Consider the following 21,939-nt stretch of genomic DNA (forward strand, 5'->3'; position numbering starts at 1 on the left):
GCGCATCGCACCAGTGTCCTCCCGGATATACGCTCTTTGAAGGCACTACGAGAAAAAAATGAGCTACAGCCAGATTGCTAACCGCGTCGCTCGCATCATTGATGCGTCACTCGCCGCCCTGCTTGTTGCCATGGTCGCCATGGTGTTCGGCAATGTCGTGCTTCGGTACGGCTTCGACTCCGGCATCGTACTGTCGGAAGAGTTGTCGCGCTTCGCATTCATCTATCTGACTTTCCTCGGCGCCGTGGTCGCGAGTCACGAGGGGGCTCACCTGGGGGTCGATACGCTGGTGTCTGCCCTACCCCGAAAAGGAAAGGTCATCTGCGCATTTATAAGCGAGATTCTGATCCTGATCTGCTGTGTGCTCTTCTTCTGGGGCACCTTCCGCCAGCACGACATCAATGCCACCACCTATGGCCAAGTCTCCGGGCTTCCGATGATCTGGATCTTCGGCCTTGGCTATGTGACCAGCGCGGGTATCGCCCTGATCTCCCTGCACAAAGTCTGGCGCATTGCCAGTGGTCAGGTCACCGATCAGGAATTGATCGCGATCCGAGAAAGCGAAGAAGTTCCCCACGATCAACCTGACGCCACCCGGAGCAGAACATGACCGCCGCCGTATTTGTCGCTTCCCTGCTCGGCGCAATGGCGCTGGGCATGCCAATCGCCTTTGCACTGATCGTCTGTGCCGTCTGCCTGATGCTACTCGGCGGCCAGTTCGACACTACGATCCTGTCGCAAAAAATCATCGAGGGCGCCGACAGTTTCCCGCTGCTCGCCATTCCGTTCTTCATGCTGGCGGGCGAGTTGATGAATACCGGCGGTATCTCTAAGCGTATCGTGAATTTCGCCCTTGCCTGGGTCGGCCACATCCGCGGCGGCCTCGGCATCGTTGCCATCATCGCGGCAGTCATCATGGCCGCCATTTCCGGCTCCGCGGCCGCGGATGCCGCAGCGCTCTCTGCTATGTTGATTCCGATGATGCGCAAGGCCGGCTACAACATTCCGCGCTCGGCGGGCCTGATTTCGGCGGGTGGGGTGATCGCACCGGTACTGCCGCCGTCGATCGCCATGATCGTTTTCGGTGTGATTGCCAATGTGTCCATCGGCAAGCTGTTTATGGCGGCCATCGTACCGGGCCTACTGATGGGAGTCTCGCTACTGATCGCTTGGCTGATCGTAGCCCGCAAGGACAAGGTCGCCATCCTGCCGAAGATGCCGATGATGCAGCGCTTCAAGGTGATGTTCGACAGTCTGTTGGCGCTGGCAATGCCCCTGGGCATCGTTGGCGGCATGAAGCTAGGCATCTTCACACCGACCGAGGCCGCCGTGGCCGCCGCTGTCTATGCCTTCATCGTTGGCAAGTTTGTCTATGGCGAGTTACGCTGGCACCAGGTCTATCCGATCCTGGTCAGCGCAGCCAAGACCACCGCCGTCGTGGTGTTCCTGATCGCCACTGCGCTCGTTTCTGGCTGGTTGATCACTGCCTCCGACATTCCGGACCAGGTCAGTGCAATGCTGGATCCATTTATCGACAGCCCAATCTTGCTGATGTTCATCATGATGGCGCTGGTGGTCATGGTCGGTACGGCACTTGACTTCGCACCGACCTTGCTGATCCTCACGCCGGTGCTGATGCCGATCGTCAAGCAGGCCGGCATCGACCCAGTTTACTTCGGTGTGCTATTCATCATGAACAACGCTATCGGTCTTATCACGCCTCCGGTTGGCATTGTGCTCAATGTTGTCTGCGGTGCCGCCAAACTGCGCATGAGCGAACTGATGAAAGGCATCTGGCCGTTCATGCTCGCTGAGTTGATCGTGCTGTTCCTGCTCGTTCTGTTCCCATCCATCGTGCTAGTACCGCTCAAGTGGTTCATATGAGCAGTCCACCGCGTTCGAATCCTACATCGACCTCATCCCAACAGGAGACTACCATGACCCATCATCGACGCGGCCTGATCGCCCTCGCCGCCGCAATGGCTGCCACCGCCGGCTTCAGTGGAGTTGCGCACGCCCAGTTCCAAGAACGCACCGTTCGCATGTCTTCCGGCTCCAGCAAGGAGTTTCCGGCCAGCTTGGGCATGATCAGGATGGCCCAATGCCTTGCCGAGAAATCGGGCGGTAAATTCAAGCAGCGCAACTATTTCGATGGCGCTTTGGGCAGCGAAATGGCCGCCTCACAGCAGGTACGCACTGGCACGCTCGAACTCGTCATCCTGGCTCCTTCACCCCTGATCGGTTCGATCCCGGAGTTAGCGGTTCTAGATCTGCCGTTCCTGTTCAACAACAGCCAAGAGGTTGAAGCCTTTTTCAATGGCAGGATTGTCGACTACTTCCGTGAGAAATACCGTGGTATCGGCCTCGAGTTTTTGAGCTACTGGGAGTATGGTTTCCGCCACGCGACCAACTCGAAGCGCCCCATCCAAAAGTGGGAAGACATGCAAGGCCTGAAATTCCGCGTCATGCAGAACAAAGTCTACATCGACACTTTCTCTTCCTTTGGCGCCAACCCGATCCCGCTGACATTCGCCGAGGTCTACTCTGCACTGGAAACCAAGACCGCAGATGGCCAGGAGAACCCGATCACCGCGATCGAGAACATGAAGTTCTATGAGGTGCAGAAATATCTCTCGCTGACCCACCACTCCTATAGTCCGACCGCCATTGTCTACTCGAAGAAGCTGTTCGATCAGCTCGGAAAGGAAGAACAGCAGGCGCTATATGACTGCTCGGCAGAGGGCAAGAAGGTTACGCTGGCCTCCACCCGAGAGTCCGAGGCAAAGAATCTTGAAATGATGAAGAAGGCGGGCCTGAAGGTCAACGAAGTCAGCCCGGCGGAACTCGCCCGCATGCGTGAGCGCGTGAAACCGGTTTGGGAAGCACAGGCGAAGGTAATCGGCGAGCCCACGATGGACTTCGTCCAAAGCGAATTGAAGCGCATCCGCGGCCAGTAGTAACCAGCATGTGTGAGCGGTGGCCACACATTGTGTGTCACCGCCTGCTCCAACCCAGCGACGCCTGAAGGACTCACTAGTGAAATGCAGTGAAGGCCCACGGCAATCAAGACGAAATGTCCATGAAAAAGATCTACAAAATCGATGATGGCGTTGTTCCCATGGAGGAGCTGACGATTCGGCGGATTGAAAGCGCTGGCTGTCAACTCGTTCACATGCCATGTCGCACCGGCCAGGAGATCATTGCGCGATGCCACGATGCGTCGGGACTCATCGTCATGGGCGAGACGATAGATCGTCAAGTCATCGAAGGCTTGCCGAAACTAAAAGTGGTGGCGCGTTGCGGCGTAGGCGTGGATAGGGTCGATCTGACGGCCGCCACGGAGCGAGGCGTGCAAATTACCAACGTACCGGATGCCAATCTGGAAGAGGTTGCGACACACACCATCGCGCTCATCCTTGCACTCACTAGGGGTCTTTTCGCTCATGACGCCTCGGTCAGAAAAGGAGACTGGACGGGGGCAGCCGCCAATCATCCACTGCGCCGGCCACGGGAACAGGTGATTGGCCTTGTCGGCGGCGGTCGTATCGGATTCCGTGTGCTGGAGATGGCCCAAGCCATCGGTTTTCAGGTATTGGTGAACACCCTTCAGCCTGCCGATCAGGAACGCGTGCGGGCCGCCGGTGCAACTGTTGCGAGCTTTGAAGACGTCATCAGCAAAAGTGATGTTGTCTCCATTCATGTGCCTTTGCTTCCGTCAACCCGCGGTATTCTTACCAACGAGGCCATGGGCCGCATGAAGAAGGGGAGCTGCCTTATCAATGTGTCCCGGGGTGGATTGATTGACGAAATGGCACTGCTCAAACATCTTGACGCAGGCCACCTTAGGGGCGCGGCTCTCGACGTCTTTGAAACAGAACCACTGCCGTCCACCTCGCTTCTTACGCGATGCGACAGACTGATCTTGACACCCCACATTGCCTATCTCTCCGAAGACTCGAATCGGGAAGTTTCTAGGAAGGCGGCAGAGCAGGCGATCTGCGTTCTCCAGGGTCTTCGACCGGCGTATCTGGTTAACTGAGAAGCAGGGAGCATTCCCAGCGCGCTTGTCAGCCGAAGCTGACCGCCATGGCCCCTTGAGCTTGGTCGCTAAGGCTAACGGGTACGGTACACGATCGATTCGGCTCGTCTCAATTAGTAGTTCAACGAATGTCTAACTCACGATACCAGCAAATCTCTTCCATACTGTTCTCATGCACTCTGCGTCTTGGGCCCATATGCTTTCTGCAGCACCGCCCCGATGCCCACCCCGCCCCCCAGTGTCACCGCCAGCAGTATGAAAGCCAGCGCGGCCCCGACTGGCCAGTTGTTCAGGCCGACGAACTGCTGGTATATCTCGGGCGTCATCATCTTGAAGCGTGGCCCGCCAATCAGCACCGGCGTTGCGTAGGCGTTCATACACAGAATAAAGACCAGCGACGCCCCAGCGACCACACCTGGCATGGCCTGCGGCAGCACCACACGACGGAACACAACGAAGGGTCGCGCCCCAAGATTGGCAGCGGCCTCCTCTACGCTGTGCGGAATGCCTTCGATAACGCTGGCCAGCGTCATAACCATCAATGGCAGCACGATCGTGACCATCACGCCGACCACAGCGGTCTGGTTGAGCATGAGCTGTATGGGCTCACGCACGAGCCCGCTCCACTGCGCCACGGCGTTGAACAGGCCGCTGTTTCCCAGCAGCGCGAGCCAGCCCGCCGAACGCACCACATTGCCGACCATCAGCGGCAGGATGGTGGCGAGCGTGAGCCAAATCTTCCAACGATGCGACATGCGCGCTAACGTGTAGCCAGCGGGCAACCCGACCAATAGCGTCACAAGCGTAGTCAGGACGGCTACCTTCAGCGTCACAAGCAGCACATCGCGGAAGTACGGATCGGCGAACACTTGCACATAGTTCTGCCATGTCAAGGCTTCAACCATCAGTTCAGTGGGCGTGTAGATGTTGAACGAGTAGCGCAGAAGCATCACCAGGGGCGCCACCATCAGCGCCAACACGATCGCAATGGCGGGCAGTGTCAGCAAACGCATCACTCAGGCCTTGAAGTCACGCGACCAATACTGCTGCAGTTTCGGCAATGCCTGCGCGAAATAGCCGAAGTCGGGCACCTTGAAGCGTGACTGCTCCTCGGGTGAGAACGCAATCTGCGCGGCCAGCGCGGGCGGTAGGCTGGCGCTGGTCACCGTGGGCAAGTAGCCCATGCGCTCGGCGAAGGCGGTCTGCGCGCGCGCATCGAGCATGGCGTTGACATAGGCGAAGGCATTATCCTTTTGCTGGCTGTTCTTCGGCACCGAAGCCGTGAAGGTGGTAGGCACGACGCCCTCTACCGGCACCGCCGCGGCCACACTCACGCCGGCACGTTGCCATTGATAGACTCGGGCGCGCCATGCCAGCGTGATCCAGATGTCTTCCGACTTGAGTGCCTGCGCCACCATCTCATTGGTGGAGAAGATCTTGGGCGAGAGCAGCTTCATTTCGTTGAGCTTCGCCATGCCCGGCGCCAGATCGGACAATGTGCCGCCAGCTGCCAGGGTGGCCGCGGCGATGTTGTACGGAAAGATGATGTCGGCCAAGCCAACGCGGCCCTTGTACTTTGGATCCCAGAGGTCGTTCAGGGACTTCGGCGGCGTCTTGATCTTCTGCGGGTTGTAGGCAATGACCAAACCCGAATAGATGTGCGGCACCGCCTGTGGCTGACGTAGCGCGGCAATGGTGTTCTTCGCGTTCGGAACGTTGGCATCCGTGAGCGTTTCGAACAGGCCCATCTGCCCGAGGGCGCTCGCATCGAAGTCCACAAGCGACACCACATCAAGGCTGCCGCGGCGGCTATTGCGCTCGGCCAGCAGCTTCGCCCTGCGCGGCGCGCCATCGTCCACGCTTTGTACTGCCTCAATGCCAAGAGGCTTGAGCAGCGGCTGCTCGACGTTCTTTCCTAGCAGGTCGCTGTAGTCGCCACCCCATGTGGCGATGACGACGCGTCCGCCGGTGGCGGCAAAGGTCGGCCTGGCGACTGCCAACGGCATCGCGGTAGCGGCAAGCAACAGGGAACGGCGTGTGGAATGGAAGGACATGGCAGTAGATGTAAAGATAAAAAGAAGCTCAGGTCGCTGCGTCCGCCGGCAGTGCCAGCGCATGCTCCGGCGACCACTGCAGCGACACGTGGTCGCCCACGGCCGGACCACGCACCGCTGTGTCGTTCGCGAGCGCGCTAGGCTGCGCGACGGCGATCGATCCCAGGTCGGTGTCGAAATGCCATTCGGTTGTGCCGCCCAAATAGGTGCCGAGTCGCACGCGCGCGGGCAGGCCCGGTGCGCCCGCATCGGCGAGGCGGATCCGGTCGGGCCGCACCATCAGCGCCAGCTCACCTGTCCCATTTCGAGGCACCGTCGCCGGTGCACAAGGCAGTACATGCGCGCCGGCACGAAACAGGCCAGGCGCCTCGATCCGACCGGACAAAAGGTTGCAGCGACCGATGAAGTTGGCGACGAATTGGTCGACTGGCTGCTCGTACACCTGCTGCGGCGTGCCGATCTGGCGCACGCGTCCATGGTCCATCACGGCCAGACGATCGGCTGTCGTGAGGGCCTCTTCCTGGTCGTGCGTGACCAGCAGCGTGGTGAGGCCCAAGCGCTGCTGCAGCGCGCGGATTTCGAGTCGCACTTCGGTGCGCAGACGTGCGTCGAGGTTAGACATGGGCTCGTCGAGCAGGAACACCGTGGGCTGCACCACTAACGCGCGTGCCAGCGCCACCCGCTGCTGCTGGCCGCCCGACAGCGCGGCGGGACGCCGCTCGGCCAAGTGTTCGAGTTGAACCAGTCGCAACGCCTCCTTGACACGCACAGCCTGTTCACTACGCGGCACCTTGCGCATCTGAAGCCCGAAAGCCACATTCTCGGCCACGCTCATGTGCATGAAGAGCGCATAGCCCTGGAACACCATGCCGGTGTCTCGCGCATAGGCTGGCACGTGCGTGACGTCGCGTTCGCCGAACAGGATGCGGCCCGCACTGGGTTCCACGAAGCCTGCCACCATGCGCAGCGTGGTGCTCTTGCCGCAGCCCGAAGGACCGAGCAGCGCAAGCAACTCCCCTTGCGCTACGTCGAGGTTGAGATTGCTCACCGCGACCGTGCGGCCATAGGTGCATTCGAGGTTTTCGATACGAAGGTAGCTCAAGAGGTCATCCGAGTCAGGTTGACGAAACGATCCGCCACTAGCAGGAGCACACTGATGAGCACGGTCTGCACCGTGCCGACCGCAGCCAGTGTCGGGTCCATGTTGAAATTGAGATAGCTCATCATTTCTACCGGGAGCGTCGCGTACCCGGGGCCCGTGAGCATCAAGGTCATCTCCAGGTTCTCGAAACTCGCGATGAAGCCGAACACTGCTGCAGCCACAATACCGGCGCGCATGGACGGCAACGTGACGCGCAGGAACACGGTGGCCGGGCGGGCTCCGAGATTGGCGGCGGCCTCCTCCTGCGCGCGGCCGAGCCCCTGCAGGCTGGCCGACACGAGGCGCACGGTCCACGGAATGGCCAGCAGCGCATGCGCGGCGATCAGACCCGGCAACGTGGCGACGATCTGCAGGTCGATGGCGTTATCGACCTGCACGAAGAACACGTAGATGCCGGTGCCCAACACCACGCCTGGGAAGGCCATCGGAGACAACAGCAGCGTAGACAGTGCGCGCCGACCGCGAAAACTGCCGCGCTCTATGGCATAAGCCGCCGCGGTGCCGGCGCTCACGCCAAGCAGCGCCGAGATGGCGGCCAACTGCAGCGACAGCATGAAGCCGCCCGCGAACTGCGGCTTGCTCCACGCGTTGGCGTACCAGTGCAGGGAGTAGCCTTCGGGCGGAAAGCTCATGATGGGCTGCTTGAAGAAGCTGAGCCAGGCCACTGTGACGAGCGGCAACAGCATCACCGCATACGCCGCCACCACGGCAAGCCTGCGAGCGAACGTGACGGGCCTCACGCGCAGGCCTCCTCGAGCACTGTCGCAAGCGGCCGGCCGATCGCACGCTGTGTGGACGGGTTGCGCGCGGCCAACCTTATGACGATGGGCAACGACGGCTGTACGTCGCGCAGTTCGTCAAGATGCATGCCACGCACGATCACAACCAGAAACGATTCCGGCGTGTCCACCGGGAGCGCTGTGAGGGGGCTGAACAGCGTGCCAACGCCTTGCACCAACAGCGGCCATCGCTCGCCCTGAATTCTCACCAGCCCTTTGACCCGCAGCAGACGGTCACCGCACAAGCCGGCGAAGTTGTCGAGCCATTCGGCGAGTTCGTCGCCCGTCACGGTTGCGGTGAGGCGGCATAGGGCGGTGCGAATGTCGCTGTGATGCGGCTGCGTTTCGTCGTCTCCCGGTGACAACGGCAGCGAAAGATTAAGCAGCGACGAGCTTTTAGGTGGCGACGCCATCGCCGCAAGTGCGCGCGGCCCCGGCATCGCTTCGACCACCAGATCGGCTAGCGGGTTGATGTGCGCCAACAGTGCGCGCGCAGCATCGTCCGCGCCGGCACCCGCGATGTCCTGGCGGGTCAGCACGATGCGCTGCGCACCGGCTATCTGGGCGGCCGCTTCGGGCAGTTCGAGCATGGCAGCACCGCGCTCGCAGTCGAAGGTGCTCACGACATAGGCACGCAGATGCACGGCCAGCGGCCCGAGACTGCGCAGCACGGGCCCCGGTCGCGCAAGGCCGGTTGTTTCCAGCACGATGCGCGCGAGCGGTGGCAGGCCGCGCGCGGCGCGCTCCTCGAACATAGCTGCGATGGTGCCGGGTAGATCGTCGCCCATGGCGCAGCAGACGCAGCCATTGCTCAGCAGCGCCATCGGCACCTTGGTCGCGGTGGTGGAAAGGACTGCGCCGTCTAGGTCAACCTCGCCGATCTCATTGACGATCACAGCCGTGTCGGCGGCCTGCGGCTCGCGCAGGTATGCGCTGAGCAAGGTGGTCTTTCCACTGCCGAGAAAACCTGTGAGCACGATCAGCTCAATGGGCGCCGGCATCGGCAATGAAGCGATGCCTGAATTCATGTGGCCGGCGCCTCGGCGGTTGCTGAGGCAGCTTCCGCGTGGCTGGCAGCCACCATCGCACGAACATCGGCCAACAGCTCGGCCGTGTCATAGCAGATGCCACCCGCGATGGTGTGGCTCAGCCCGCGCAGCCATTCGACGCGCTGGGTGTCGTCGTTCAGCCGCATAGCGCCGGTGCCGTACAGCAGCTTGAAGTCTTCCAGGGGGTTCTGGACGTGCACCAGCAGATCGGCGCGCTTGCCCACCTCCAAGCTGCCGCAATCGGCCTCGATGCCCAACAAGTGTGCGCCTTCGAGCGTAGCGGCGCGCAACACCTCCAGCGGATGGAAGCCGGCCTCCTGCAGCATCTCGAGTTCACGCACGAAGCCGAAGCCGAACACTTGGAAGATGAAGCCAGAGTCACTGCCTGCGCAGACGCGGCCGCCCCGGTTCTTGTACTCGTTGATGAAACGCATCCAGAGCCGGTAATTCTCCTTCCACTCGATCTCGTTCTTCGTCGACCAACGGTACCAGTACGAGCCATGGCCGCCACGGTAAGGCTGAAAGTAGTCCCAGTAGCTTTTCCATGTGTAGTCGTCATGCCAATCGGCGCGCCGCGTGCGCATGAGGTCACGGTTGGCGTCGTAAATGCTGAAGGTCGGCACGAAGGTAAAGCCGAGTTCGAGAAAACGGTCCATCGCATTGCGCCAGGTGGCGCTGCCCGGCTGCGCAGCCTGCCCGAAGGTTTGCCCGGCGACGGAGAAACGGAAGTACTCGTCGCTGTAGTTGTAGTCGGCCGGATAGTCCTGCACCACGCGATCCTCGAACAGGGCTTCGGGCAGGCCGTAGTAGTGCTCGGCGCTGGTCAAGCCCCACTTCGCGGTGGTGAGCGCATTCATGCGGGTCACGGCGGTTTGCGCGTGGTGGCAGCCGCTGCGCAGGCCGAGTTGCGCGCATTCAGCCAGGGCTGCCTCCATGATGGCGGGCGGGGCGCCCATGAACTTCACGCCGTCGGCACCGCGCGCTTTCAATCGGCCCAGCCAGTCGCGCGCCTGAGCCGGCGTGTGAATGGTCTTTAGGATGTCGTTGACTGCCGGAAAGTACGCATGCGCGAGGATGCGCGGCGCCGCAATGGTGCCGGCCGCCGCGCGCTGGCGCTGGTCAAGCACCCAGCCCAACCCGTTGAAGCTGCCCATTTCACGCACGGTGGTCACACCGTGGGCCAGCCAAAGCTTATAGACGTAGTCGGCAGGTGGCAGGTTGCCGGCCACGACGGGCGAACCGATGTGCGCGTGTGCGTCGATAAAGCCCGGCGTGATGAACTTGCCGTGGCAGTCGATCTCGTGCTGCCCCGCAGCGGGCCGCACCGCCGGATCGATGGCCTTGCGCGGCGTACCGACACTGCGCATCTCGACGATGCGGTCGCCCTCTATCACAATGTCCACCGGTCCCCAGGGCGGCGCACCGGTGCCATCGATGACGGTGGCGCCGCGTAGCACCAGCCGCTCGAACGGTCCCTCGCCTCGGTCGCGGCTGGTGGCCCGCGGCTTCTCTCGGCCGCCTCGCAGCCGGCGCGCGGCCGCGATTTCGTCGCCGGCCTCGATGCCCGCCATGTATTCCTGCATTGCTGTTGCCACCCAAATTTCCTCGAAGCATCCGGAACGCCGGACGATGAGAGCGATTCTTTCTACCGAGGGACTTTCCGTCTCGGTCAATCCTGCTCAGCGGACAGCATGTTCTTGCTGCGCGCTCCCCGGCGGACCTGGCCGCGGCCAGGGACAGGCTATTGCTGCCGCTCCTGCCGGTAGCGCTGCGGCGTTATGCCCTCCACCTTGCGGAACAGACGCGCGAGGTGGCTGGAGTCGGAAAAGCCGCAGTCCAGGGCGATCTGTAGGATGTTCTTTTCAGAGAAAGCCAGGTCTGCCTTCGCCAGCCTCAGCCGGGCCGTCACCAGGTGCGCGTGTGGAGTGAGGCCGTAGCGCTGCTTGAAGCGGCGCGCGAAATGGAATTCACTCATGTTCGCTAGCCGCGCGAGCCGGGCTACGCTGAGGGTTTCGTGGGGTTGCCGCTCCATGTGTTCGAACGCGGCCTGCAGGCCGTCTGGACCGGAGGACTGCGCAGGGTGCGTTACACGGCCGTAGTTGTGCAGGAGGTGCGCCACCAGCGACTGCCCAATGCCGTCTGCATACATGCGGCCCGTCGGGCCATTCGCATTGAGCGCGGCTACGAGTTGCCCGCCCAACTGCCGGCCGACACGGTCGTCGCGGTACAGCGGACCGTCGTTCGGCCCGAAGTCTTCGAAATCCACGCCGAAGCGGCGCGCTGCCAAGCGTAAGTCGCCGAGCGAGAAATAGATGTGCAGCAGGTCGAATGGGCTCGACGTCTCAAAGCCGGTGTGTTCGATGCTACGCGAATCGACGAGCCGCACACTACCACCGCGGATGGGGCCGTCCCAGATCACGGAGTCGTCCACGTGTGAGCAGGCCTGCATGGGCTGCAGCACCATCGAGAACGCCATGAAATCAGAGGCCGTGGCGATATTGAACTGGAAGGGGCCGCCGGTTGCTCGCGTCCACCGCAGCACTGAGATGCCGGTGGAAGGCAGGTTCATCAGTGCACCGGCGCTGCGCATGCCCCACAAGTCTTCCATGTCGTTCAGTTGGCGCAGAGATGGCATGCGATGCGGTTCAAGAATTGGTCTTAGGAAAGACGCTTCCTTCGAGAGTGATCGAACTTTAAAGCATTTTTCGGACCAACAGCGGAGGAAAATCCCTCGCAAGCATCTGTACTGCAAGGTTCGTATTCCGAAAGCGACGCAAGGGCCAAGCCAAACGGCGGGCGAAACTCGCCCACGCAGTTTGCGCAGTGTCTGGAAGCGCCGACGAGCCGCGCCGGCGGCTCCGTTGGAGATGCCTGCTGATGACCGGGAGACGTTGACGGTGCTGACCTGCCCGATTTTTCCGAGACATTGATTTCCAGGAAGATGGCTCCCGCCCGAAGAGGAGCCCATGAAAAAGAGTAGATCCTCAGAAGAACAGATACTCCACCACGCGCACTCCGAGCAGCCAATCCCTCATCGCCCCTGGAAGCGTGGTTCGCGCCGCTCAGCGAAGGCCGCGCGACCTTCCTTCACGTCCTGCGTGGCCAGCAGGTGGCGGATGGCCATCTGCTCCAGGCGGAAGCCCGTATCCATGTCTACGCCCATGCTGCGCACCGCCAGCTATTTCGTGGCCTGCACGGCAAGCGGGCCATTCTTCAGGATACAGCGTGCTTAGTGCACTGCGGTCTCCATCAACTTTTCGCGCGATACGACGGCGTTGACGAGCCCCCAACACAATGCGTCCTGCGCGGACATCGGGTCCCCTCACTCCGCTCGGCTGACGCCTCCGGTCCGGCTTCCAGCTTCGGGCCTGTGCGCAAGCGCTTGCAGTGCGGTCGGATATGGGAGGGGCCGTCGAAGACGGCCTGCATTCATGGCGAACGGTTCGCTGCACCTGCGCAGGCGCGGCAGGCGATCCTGGACTGGTTCGCCTTCTACAATCACTCACGGCTAAATTCGGCGCTGGACTACTTCAGCCCTATTCCGGGCGAATGTTCTGCTCACGGATGACTTGAGTGAACTGCCTTATCTCGCGCGAAACCTGGGCGTCCAACTGCGTCGGCGCGCCACCGATGATCCGCCCAGCTTGAGTTGTCATGCGATCTTTTGTCCCGGGATCCGCAAGAGCTGCCAACGTAGCTTCATGGAGCTTTTGAACAATGGAGTCAGGGGTGGCACGTGGCACGAATGTCCCGATCCACGTGTCAGCCTCATATCCTGGAACAGTTTCTGCAACAGTGGCCACATCTGGCAGAAGCGGGCTGCGTTCGGTTGAAGTGATTGCCAAGGCTCTGAGTTTTCCACTGCGGATATGCGGCAGAGCCGCACTCAATGTGCCGATAACCACAGGAACCTGATTCCCCATCGCATCGGCGATTGCTGGTGCAGCCCCTCTGTACGGTACATGGCTAAGGGGGAGTTTCGTCATGGACTGCAGCAAGCCGCCTGCCAGATGGCCAGGTGACCCAATTCCGCCCGATGCATATTGCCTGTACTTGGAATCCTTGCGGGCCAAATCGATAAATTCCGCGAGGCTCTTGGCGGGTACGGCGGGATTGACCGCAATCACCTGGGGCAGTGCGCCGATCAATGTCACGCCACGCAGATCGCGTTCGGTGTTGAAGGGAAGCGTCGGATACAACGCTTGGTTGATGCTGTGCGATGAGACAGTGAAGAGAACCGTGTAGCCATCAGCCGGAGACTTCGCAACGTAGTCGGTCGCAATGGAACCACCTGCACCAGTCTTGTTTTCAATGATGACGGTCTGCCCAAGCTTTTCAGACAGCTTTGACTGAAGTGAACGAGCGATCGTGTCGGAGCCACCGCCCGCGGCATAGGTCACGATCAAACGAACTGGCTGGCGCTGCGGGTATGTGGGATCAGCATGGGATGCTGTGCAAATCGTCGCTGACACCGCGCCAAGCAGAACTGCCGTCAAGAATTTCTTCATATAAATGTCTCCGTTATGCATTTCAATACGGCGTCTTTTTGAGGAAGAGCACCGATACGATGAATGCTAGGAGACAGTCCGCGCGGAGAACACTACAGAATCATGCTACCGGTATAGCCCCAAGTGATAGCTCTTCTAGCTATCCCGTATGCAGAGTCGCGCCTAACCATTGATTGGATTTCACGAGTTGTTGAACAACGTCTCGAACTACTGTGCGAACACACGAGCTGGCGGGAGAGAGAGGGTTGAGTCGAGAGTGAGCCAGCGTTGCGCTGCGAACAATGCGAGGCGCCACAACTGTTTGCTTCAGCCACTGAGCGGCCGCGTGCCAAGCCAACGCTGAATGAGGAACCAGAGTGCCCGCGCCGCCCTGAGCGACCATGGACAGTACCGTCTGGATAGAGCTCGCTTCGCCTTTGATCGTCGGAGTCTTCTGTATGTCGGCAAACGACTGATCCACGATTCTGCGCAGCGTTGTCGCATGCGTGGTCAGCATCAGTGGAATAGACGTCAACTCGTCGAGACTGACCGATTTCCCGCAACGCAAAAGAGGCGTCTTTCGAGGTTGAACAAAGTAAAGATGTTCATCTAGCAAGGGCGAAACATCGAGCCCGGGTATGGGCGCATCATCAACCAATACGCTCAGATCAACCCGCTCGTTGATGAGCTGCGCTCCCAAATAGGCGCTCGGACTCTCATGAATTTCTAGGCTGATCTGGGGATACCGTGTTTCGAGTGCGTTGATGAGCGGTCCCACCAAAACCATTGCAATGCTGGACGGCAATCCCAGACGTACTCGACCGCTAATTTCGCTGGCTGTCGAACGCACGACATTTTTGGTTTCGCTTGCAAGTCGCAAGATATGCTGCGCATGCCGATAAAGAGCGAGACCGGCATCTGTGGGGGTCACGCCCTTGACGCTGCGCTGTAGAAGCTGGACCTCCAACTCCTCTTCAAGATGCGTCATTTGCTGGCTTAACGCCGGTTGAACGATATGCACCAAAGCAGCCGCCCGGGACAGAGACCCGCTGTCTACAATGGCTACGAAATAGCGTAGTTGACGTAGTTCCATTAACGTGACGGCTTCATTGGGTTCAAAACTAACTCATGGGTGGACAAGCTGCGGTTGGGAGTAGGACCTCGCAATTGTCGAAGTCTCCTTTAGCGTTCAACCTAGCTCGCGGCCTGTGCCACGACATGCGATGTTAGCCAACTCTTGATCTCCGCTTGCGAGTATCCCAACTCTTCCAAGACTTGCACCGAGTGCTGGCCAAACACTGGGGGGGGCATGCGCATGCTGCCATGGCGCAGGCCGTCCATCCGAATGGGATTACCGACCTGACGCAGGATTCCCAACGTTGCATGTTCTATGCTCTCGACCATTTTGCAATGCTGAACCTGCGGGTCTGCGAAGACGTCATCGAGTTGGTTGATGGGCCCCGCGGGTATGCTGAGCGGAACCATGGCATCGATCCATTCCGCCCGTGGGCGCAAACGCAGGCGCGCCTCAAGGAGTTGCTTCAGTTCCATGCGGTGCTGCATCCGCGCGGCATTGTTGATGAAGCGCGGGTCACGTGTGAGTTCCTCCAAACCAAGAAGACCTGCAAGTTTCACCCATTGCTCTTGTGTCGCACTGCCGATGTTGATGGTGCCGTCCTGCGTTTCAAATGTTCCATACGGTGCGATCACAGGATGCACGTTTCCAACCGGGCCGGGGACATCGCCCAATGAAAGGTACCGTTGGCCTTGTACGCTGAGAAGACTCACCAGGCTCGCCAACAGAGATGTCTCGACCTTCTGCCCTTTGCCGGTTGTTTGGCGACGGATGACGGCTCCAAGAATGCCGATCGCAGCCCACATTCCCGATGTCAGATCGCCAATCGCCACACCTACTCGTTGCGGTCCAGAATCCGGTGTTCCAGTAAAACTCATGAAGCCCGAATAGCCTTGGGCGATCTGATCGAATCCAGGCCACTGACCGCGCGGGCCATCACTGCCAAATCCAGTAATGCTTCCCCATATAAGAGCGGGATTTTCTTTTTCAATTTCCTCGCGGTCCATCCCCATCTCAGCCATAACACCCGTGCGGAAGTTCTCAATCAGAATGTCTGATTTGAGAATCATGGACCGGATGAGTGCCAATCCCTCGGGGGTGCGGAAATTCACTGCAACACTCTTCTTGTTGCGGTTTCCCGAAAGATAGTAGACGCTCGTGTCTTCGATGAAAGGCCCCCATTGGCGCACCATGTCTCCGTGAGGCGACGGCTCTATCTTGATGACTTCAGCGCCTAGATCGCCCAAGATCATGGAGCAGAATGGACCAGACAAAGCGCGGGACAGGTCCAAGACTCGCAGACCAGTGAGTGGCAGTTCAGAAGTATTCATGGAATGGTTGTGCTGATCAGGTGTTGTCATTCAGCGACCTGTGAATGTGGGATGGGTCTTGTTGAGAAAAGCATCAATGCCAATGCGATAGTCCTGTGTATCCGCAAAGGAATAGCTCTCCAGACGCTCTTCACGCGTCACGGGTGACAGGTCCATCGTCAACCGGCGCAAAAGTCGTTTGTGCTGACGTGTTGACAAGGGGGCGCCTTCGGCAATGCGCTTAGCGCAATGCATCACCTCTTGCTCCAGGGCGGCATCATCGACCACACGCGTCAGCAGCCCTTTGGCCAAAGCCTCTCGCGCACCCAACATTCGCCCCTCATACAAAATCTCGGCAGCAACAGCGGGGCCAACAAGGCGCACAAGTCCCTGCAACTCAGCCAATGCCAATGGGAACCCCAACATGCGGATCGGCACCCCCAAGCGGGCGCTTTCGCCAGCAATACGCATGTCGCAGACGGATGCAATCTCAAGACCGCCCCCTGCGCAGGCGCCTTGAATCATTGCAACGACGGGAATGGGGCAGCCGCTAATCGCCGACAACGCACCAAGCACTGTTTCTTCGTGAAAGGTGGTGATTTGCTCCCGCGTACTGCGGACACTGGCAAATTCGGCGATGTCTGCGCCGGCTGCAAACGCTTCGTTTCCTTTTCCGCGCAAGATCACGCACCGCAGAGAAGCGTCAGCGGAAATCTTTGTGAAGGTTGCACGTAGTCCTTCCCACATCGCGACGGTCAGTGCATTGCGCTTTGCCTCATTGGAAATGGTGACAAAGGCGATCTGCGAGTGACATTGAAGTTCTATATGGCCAGCCCGTGCTTGCTGGCTTTCTCTACTGGTAGTGTTCATGAGCTCAAGCGTAAGAATGCAGCTGCATTCTGAAAACTAGAGAATTTCGATGCCCCTATAAGAAAAAACGATAGTTAATCGCGCCGCCTGATGACATCTCACAACACCTGACACTGGCGGTGACCATGTGCGTTGTCGCTGACATTCGTTCCGAGGCGGTCATGCTGCCCTGCGCACTGTGCCACAGGTGGCTCTCACTCCACAGTTTGGGCGTCCCCGGCCACCAGGGAGATGGCCGGTCGCGCTGTCGTGCGCGTAGCGCATCGAGCCTCGCTGCGCGAGTCTCGCCCCTGTCGGGCTTCCATCGTCCCCTCACTCCGCTCGGCTGACGCCTCCGGCCCGGCTTGCAGCTTCGGGCCTGCGCGCTTGCGCTTGCCGTGCGGTCGGCGGTGGAAGGGGCCGTTGCCTTGTCCAGCCATCTTTCCTGACTCCATCACCTTGCTCGCGACTGTAGCCCGCGGCCGTGTGCCGTCAAGGCGCGCAGGGCCGTGTCCTCGGCTGCGCCTGCGGGCCGCACCAACCCTGCGCTTGTCTCCTTGACGGCCCCCGTCCACGGGCTCCCTTTCGTCGCGGGCGATGAACTCAGGAAAGACGGTGGCAACGAGGCCAACCGGGTTCTTCGTGCCGACCGCACCGAACAGCCACGAGGCTGGGCTCCGAATCTAGGAATCCGGTGTGCGGTTTCTTCAACAGCCAAGTCAGGAGAAAGACCATGCAACTCGCTTCCCGTTTCGCTTCCCGCTCCCCGGCACTGCGCAGCGACTACCCGCTGTCCGACGACCAAATCCGCAGGGTGGCCCCGTCCATCTTCGCGGATGCTCCGCATGAGAGCCGTTCCGAGCGGTACAGCTACATCCCCACGGCCACGGTTTTGACCGAGCTTCGCAAAGAAGGGTTTCAGCCTTTCATGGTGTGCCAGACCCGCGTGCGCAACGAGGGGCGGCGCGAGCACACGAAACACCTGCTGCGCCTGCGCCATGCCAGCCAGATCAATGGCGCGGAAGCCAATGAAATCGTATTGCTGAATTCCCACGATGGCACGAGCAGCTACCAGATGCTGGCAGGGCAATTCAGATTTATCTGTGCCAATGGGCTGGTCTGCGGCGACACCTTTACCGATGTGCGCGTGCCCCACAAAGGCGATGTGGCGGGCCAAGTCATCGAAGGCGCTTTCGAGGTGCTGCGCGGCTTTGACCGGGTGAAGGAATCCCGCGACCTGATGCGCGGCATCACCTTGGATGATGGCGAGTCGGAGGTGTTCGCCCGTGCGGCGCTGGCCCTCAAATACGACGACCCGGACAAGCCAGCGCCCATCACTGAATCGCAAATCCTGATGCCGCGCCGGTTTGAAGATCGCCGCCCCGATTTGTGGTCCATCTTTAACCGCACCCAAGAAAACCTTACCAAAGGCGGCTTGTCCGGGCGCAGCGCCAATGGCCGCAGGCAGCAGACCCGCCCTGTGCAGGGCATTGATTCCGACATTCGCCTGAACCGTGCCCTGTGGCTGCTGGCCGATGGCATGCGCGCCCTCAAAGCCTGAAACCTTCCCCCCGCCGGAGGGGCGGCTCCCCTCCATTCCCTTGTGTCACTTGATTGGAGATTCACCATGAACGCCGTTACCACTACCGAAGCCCGCGCCGTCAACACCGCAGCCAGCAGCACCGCCAACGTGTTGCAGGCCGCCGACCCGAGCAAGCACATGATTCTGGTGCCGCTGTCGCGGCTGGTGCTGCGCCCCACGGGCCGGAACGTGCGCAAGACCGTCCCGCGCATGTCCGTCCCTGAACTCAGCGCGAGCATTGAACGTATTGGCCTGCTGCAAAACTTGATCGTGATTCCCGCCGCCGATGGCTTGCATTACGAGGTGGTGGCCGGTGGCCGTCGCCTCGCTGCGTTGAAGCTGCTGGCGAAGAAACACCGCATCGCCAAGGATTGGGACGTGCCTTGCCTGCGCGTGGCCGATGGCACGGCCCGCACCGCCAGCCTTACCGAGAACGTGCAGCGCGAAGCCATGCACCCGGCAGACCAGTTTGAAGCCTTTGCGGCGCTGGTGGCTGAAGGCCGGCCCATCGAGGACATTGCGGCGGATTTCTCTGTCACGCCGCTGGTGGTGCAGCGCCGCTTGAAGCTCGCCAACGTATCGCCGCGCCTTATGGCCGACTACCGGGCCGATGCCGTCACGCTCGACCAACTCATGGCGCTGGCCGTGACCGACGATCACGCATCGCAAGATGCCGCGTTCTACGATGCGCCGCAGTGGCAGCGCAGTCCGTCCGCGTTGCGTGACCGTTTGACGGAACGCGAGATTGACGCCTACCGGCACCCGCTGGTGCGCTTCGTCGGGCTGGACACCTACGAAGCCGCAGGCGGCGGTATTCGCCGTGACCTGTTCGCGGAAGGCGATGCGGGCGTGTACCTCAACGATGCCGCACTGCTGGAACGGCTGGCACTGGACAAGCTGGCGGGCATAGCCGCCGAGGTGGGCAGCGAAGGATGGGCATGGGTGGATGCCACGCCCGCCGCCACGTATGCCGACCTGCAAGCCTTCCAGCGCGCCCCGAGGGAGCGCCGCGAACCGAACAAGCGCGAAGCGCAGCGCATCGAGAAGCTGCAAGCCAAGATGCAGGAAGTAGCCGAAGCGGTGGATGCCGCGATGGACGCCGAGGACGAGGACAAGGCCGACGCGCTGCAAGAAGAAGGCGAACGGCTGGGCGAGCAGTTGCAGACGCTGGAAGACGGTTTGCAGGGGTACGGCGCGAGCGTAAAGGCCGCAGCCGGTGCCATCGTGACCATCGACCGCAACGGGGAGGCCGTGATTCATCGCGGGCTGCTGCGCGAGGCCGAGGCCAAGGCGCTGCGCACGCTGGAGCGGCTGCGCCAAGGGTTCGGCAGCGCGGAAGGTGAAGCCGAGAACGACGACGAAGCCGAGAACGACAAAGCGCCCAAGGCCGCTATCTCCGACCGGCTGGCCCAACGATTGAGCGCCCACCGCACCGCCGCGCTGCAAATCGAGGTGGCCCGGCATCCGCAGGTGGCACTGGCTGCGCTGGTGCATGGCATGGTGCAGGCCGTCTTGCAGGAACGCCACTACGGGCACGACCTGCCGCTGGGCGTGCGCCTGACGGTGCAAGACCGACTGGAAGGCATGGCCCTGGACTGGCCTGAATCACCCGCTGCCGTGGCGCTGCGCGAGATGCAACAGGTAGCCGGGCAAGCCTTGCCCGAGGACAGCACCGAACTGTTCGCCGCACTGCTGGCGATGGAGCAAGGCGAACTGGTCAAACTCCTGGCCGTGTGCGTAGCGTCCACGGTGGATGTGGTGACGCCGCGTGCCACGGCGCACCAGCCCGGCGCGGAACTCGCGCAGGCCGTGGGTCTCGACATGGCCGCATGGTGGAAACCAAGCGCGGAAGGCTACTTCAAGCACATTCCGAAGGCCGCGATTCTGGATGCCGTGAGCGAGGTCGCGCCCGATTCCATCAACCGGCTGGCGAAGCTCAAGAAGGCCGACATTGCCAGCGAAGCCGAACGGCTGGCGAATGAAACGGGCTGGATGCCTGCCATCTTCAAGGCTGTAGGCACGCAGGCGGATGCTCCCGAGGATGGGCCGCAGGATACGGCGCAGGACGGCGCGGAAGAAGTCGCCACCGTGGCGGATGAACCCGCCGAGGCATTGGCCGCTTGACCCTCAACGCAGCACAGCGCCCGGAGCCATCCGGGCGCTGGCTTGCAAGGAGCCAGACCATGCCCACCGACACCTCAACCCCAAGCCGCCCGCGTATGACAGCGATCTATGCCACCGGCACGGTACGTGCCCGCCGCTGGCACGGCGAGGGCGACGTGCGCGGCTACCGTCCGCCTTCGGGCTGGACGGCCCGCGCCGACCTCACGGACATTCATCCCATCACGGGCCGCGCCTTGGCGCGTGCCGTGTGGTGGATCATCGAGACGAAGGAATAACCGCGATCAGCACCGCGCCCTGGGCGCGGTGGACGCAAAATCCGGGCGCGGCAGTGGCCGCGCCCGGTGTTCAAAGCCAACAGCCACATCAGAACGCCGCCGCCTTCGCAGTGGCTCAGGCGGCGGCGTTGAAGGCATCGCCGTGGTGCGCGATGCCTTCGGGCACTGGCTCGCACTAAGCCAGTGCCATCAAACAGCCGGGTGGCACGCCCAGCATCGGCGACAGGTTGCTCTTACAAAAAACTCTGGCCGCGATACTTCAGCGCCTCGGCGAATACCGTGAACGCAGGCGATGCCTGGCGCCGGTTGGGGTAGTACAAGTGGTAACCCTCAAAGGTCGGGCACCAATCGGCCAATACCTCCTTAAGCCGCCCATCCGCCAGATACGGCGCCACCAGTTGTTCGGGCACGTAGGCCAGCCCGATACCATCCGCCGCCGCGTTGAGGACGTGCATGATGCTGTTGAAGACGAGCTGGCCTTCGGCCTTGACGGTAAAGGCCCGCCCGTCCTTCTCGAACTCCCAGGCGTAGATCGCCCCGTTGGGTCGGTGCCGGATGTTGACGCAGGCATGCCGGGTCAGTTCATGCGGCGTTTTGGGCGGCGGATTCCGCTCGAAATATTCGGGTGACCCTACCACCGCCAGCCGCCAGTCAGGCCCGATGCGCACGGCGATCATGTCCTTGCTGATGGACTCTCCCATGCGGATGCCCGCATCGAACCGCTCCTCCACGACGTTGGTGAAGCCGTAGTCCACATAGAACTCCAGCGTGATGTCGGGGTAGTCCTTCAGGAACTTCGCCAGCATGGGGCGCAGACACAGTTCGATCTGATCGTCCGTGCAGGTCAAGCGGATGGTGCCCCTGGGCCTGTCCTGCAACTCGCCCAGCGCCTCGACCTCGGCGGCGATCTGGTCGAACAGCGGCGCAATGGCCCGCAACAGCCGCTCTCCAGCTTCCGTGGGTGCCACATTGCGGGTCGTGCGGGCGAGCAGGCGCACGCCCAGCCGCTCTTCAAGCGTCCGCATCGTATGGCTCAGGGCGGACGGGGTGATGCGCAGCCTGGCGGCGGCCTTGGTGAAGCTCTGGTCCCGTGCGACGGCCACGAAGGCTTGGAGGTCGTTCACTTTGGTGGTTGCCATTGCTGAAATTTTCTC

General features: G+C 61.2%; 20 protein-coding genes and 1 pseudogene. 8 read left to right on the plus strand and 13 right to left on the minus strand.

Annotation, left to right across the window (positions count from 1 at the left end):
• The first annotated feature begins 58 nt into the window (after window positions 1-58).
• The 4 genes from AC07OD_RS15925 (at window position 59) to AC07OD_RS15940 (ending at window position 4,039) form a co-directional block, all read left to right on the plus strand.
• Complete coding sequence (locus AC07OD_RS15925) at window positions 59-610, plus strand: TRAP transporter small permease (RefSeq protein ID WP_494597444.1); 552 nt, start codon at window positions 59-61, stop codon at window positions 608-610.
• Entirely contained in the window at window positions 607-1,884 is a 1,278-nt protein-coding gene (locus AC07OD_RS15930) for a TRAP transporter large permease (RefSeq protein ID WP_494597445.1), read from the plus strand. The genes AC07OD_RS15925 and AC07OD_RS15930 overlap by 4 nt, the downstream gene beginning before the upstream one ends.
• Before the next feature lie 53 nt (window positions 1,885-1,937).
• Complete coding sequence (locus AC07OD_RS15935) at window positions 1,938-2,957, plus strand: DctP family TRAP transporter solute-binding subunit (RefSeq protein ID WP_494597446.1); 1,020 nt, start codon at window positions 1,938-1,940, stop codon at window positions 2,955-2,957.
• Between the two features lie 122 nt (window positions 2,958-3,079).
• Entirely contained in the window at window positions 3,080-4,039 is a 960-nt protein-coding gene (locus tag AC07OD_RS15940; RefSeq protein ID WP_494597447.1) for a C-terminal binding protein, read from the plus strand.
• Between the two features lie 170 nt (window positions 4,040-4,209).
• Here AC07OD_RS15940 and AC07OD_RS15945 read toward each other — a convergent pair whose 3' ends face one another.
• From AC07OD_RS15945 to AC07OD_RS15980, 8 genes are all read right to left on the minus strand, one after another.
• A complete protein-coding gene (locus AC07OD_RS15945) occupies window positions 4,210-5,052 on the minus strand; it encodes an ABC transporter permease (RefSeq protein ID WP_494597448.1) in 843 nt (280 codons plus the stop codon).
• A 3-nt stretch (window positions 5,053-5,055) separates the two neighbouring features.
• A complete protein-coding gene (locus tag AC07OD_RS15950) occupies window positions 5,056-6,093 on the minus strand; it encodes an extracellular solute-binding protein (protein ID WP_494597449.1) in 1,038 nt (345 codons plus the stop codon).
• Between the two features lie 28 nt (window positions 6,094-6,121).
• Entirely contained in the window at window positions 6,122-7,195 is a 1,074-nt protein-coding gene (locus AC07OD_RS15955) for an ABC transporter ATP-binding protein (protein WP_494597450.1), read from the minus strand.
• The gene (locus AC07OD_RS15960; RefSeq protein ID WP_494597451.1) at window positions 7,192-7,995 is read right to left on the minus strand and encodes an ABC transporter permease; all 804 of its coding nucleotides are present in this window, start codon (window positions 7,993-7,995) and stop codon (window positions 7,192-7,194) included. Before AC07OD_RS15960 ends, AC07OD_RS15955 begins: the two co-directional genes overlap by 4 nt.
• The gene (locus AC07OD_RS15965) at window positions 7,992-9,062 is read right to left on the minus strand and encodes a CobW family GTP-binding protein (protein WP_494597452.1); all 1,071 of its coding nucleotides are present in this window, start codon (window positions 9,060-9,062) and stop codon (window positions 7,992-7,994) included. Before AC07OD_RS15965 ends, AC07OD_RS15960 begins: the two co-directional genes overlap by 4 nt.
• On the minus strand, window positions 9,059-10,654 hold the full coding sequence (locus AC07OD_RS15970; protein ID WP_494597453.1) for an amidohydrolase family protein: 1,596 nt from the start codon (window positions 10,652-10,654) through the stop codon (window positions 9,059-9,061). The genes AC07OD_RS15965 and AC07OD_RS15970 overlap by 4 nt, the downstream gene beginning before the upstream one ends.
• Window positions 10,655-10,824: 170 nt before the next feature.
• The gene (locus AC07OD_RS15975) at window positions 10,825-11,718 is read right to left on the minus strand and encodes a helix-turn-helix domain-containing protein (protein ID WP_494597454.1); all 894 of its coding nucleotides are present in this window, start codon (window positions 11,716-11,718) and stop codon (window positions 10,825-10,827) included.
• 396 nt (window positions 11,719-12,114) lie between these two features.
• A complete protein-coding gene (locus tag AC07OD_RS15980) occupies window positions 12,115-12,246 on the minus strand; it encodes a hypothetical protein (RefSeq protein ID WP_494597455.1) in 132 nt (43 codons plus the stop codon).
• 243 nt (window positions 12,247-12,489) lie between these two features.
• Between AC07OD_RS15980 and AC07OD_RS15985 the strand changes: the two are divergent.
• Window positions 12,490-12,651, plus strand: a pseudogene (locus tag AC07OD_RS15985) (integrase core domain-containing protein); the annotation flags it as partial.
• On the opposite strand, the gene AC07OD_RS15990 reads toward AC07OD_RS15985, so the two are convergent.
• The 4 genes from AC07OD_RS15990 to AC07OD_RS16005 all read right to left on the minus strand — a co-directional run bounded on the left by AC07OD_RS15990 (window position 12,620) and on the right by AC07OD_RS16005 (window position 16,825).
• A complete protein-coding gene (locus AC07OD_RS15990; RefSeq protein ID WP_494597456.1) occupies window positions 12,620-13,591 on the minus strand; it encodes a tripartite tricarboxylate transporter substrate binding protein in 972 nt (323 codons plus the stop codon). The pseudogene AC07OD_RS15985 and the gene AC07OD_RS15990 overlap by 32 nt on opposite strands.
• Before the next feature lie 139 nt (window positions 13,592-13,730).
• Window positions 13,731-14,663 (minus strand): LysR substrate-binding domain-containing protein, encoded by a 933-nt coding sequence (locus tag AC07OD_RS15995; RefSeq protein ID WP_494597457.1) that lies wholly within the window; start codon window positions 14,661-14,663, stop codon window positions 13,731-13,733.
• 101 nt (window positions 14,664-14,764) lie between these two features.
• The gene (locus AC07OD_RS16000) at window positions 14,765-15,976 is read right to left on the minus strand and encodes a CaiB/BaiF CoA transferase family protein (RefSeq protein WP_494597458.1); all 1,212 of its coding nucleotides are present in this window, start codon (window positions 15,974-15,976) and stop codon (window positions 14,765-14,767) included.
• A 30-nt stretch (window positions 15,977-16,006) separates the two neighbouring features.
• Window positions 16,007-16,825 (minus strand): enoyl-CoA hydratase/isomerase family protein, encoded by an 819-nt coding sequence (locus AC07OD_RS16005; protein WP_494597459.1) that lies wholly within the window; start codon window positions 16,823-16,825, stop codon window positions 16,007-16,009.
• Between the two features lie 712 nt (window positions 16,826-17,537).
• Between AC07OD_RS16005 and AC07OD_RS16010 the strand changes: the two genes are divergently transcribed.
• The 3 genes from AC07OD_RS16010 to AC07OD_RS16020 all read left to right on the plus strand — a co-directional run bounded on the left by AC07OD_RS16010 (window position 17,538) and on the right by AC07OD_RS16020 (window position 20,785).
• On the plus strand, window positions 17,538-18,365 hold the full coding sequence (locus tag AC07OD_RS16010; protein WP_494597460.1) for a DUF932 domain-containing protein: 828 nt from the start codon (window positions 17,538-17,540) through the stop codon (window positions 18,363-18,365).
• A 66-nt stretch (window positions 18,366-18,431) separates the two neighbouring features.
• Entirely contained in the window at window positions 18,432-20,510 is a 2,079-nt protein-coding gene (locus tag AC07OD_RS16015) for a ParB/RepB/Spo0J family partition protein (protein WP_494597461.1), read from the plus strand.
• Window positions 20,511-20,569: 59 nt separating this feature from the next.
• The gene (locus tag AC07OD_RS16020; protein ID WP_494597462.1) at window positions 20,570-20,785 is read left to right on the plus strand and encodes a hypothetical protein; all 216 of its coding nucleotides are present in this window, start codon (window positions 20,570-20,572) and stop codon (window positions 20,783-20,785) included.
• Window positions 20,786-21,018: 233 nt separating this feature from the next.
• On the opposite strand, the gene AC07OD_RS16025 is transcribed toward AC07OD_RS16020, so the two are convergent.
• Complete coding sequence (locus AC07OD_RS16025) at window positions 21,019-21,924, minus strand: LysR family transcriptional regulator (protein WP_494597463.1); 906 nt, start codon at window positions 21,922-21,924, stop codon at window positions 21,019-21,021.
• Window positions 21,925-21,939: the final 15 nt, after the last annotated feature.

The sequence above is a fragment of the Acidovorax sp. GW821-FHT10E03 genome (genome assembly GCF_059415205.1).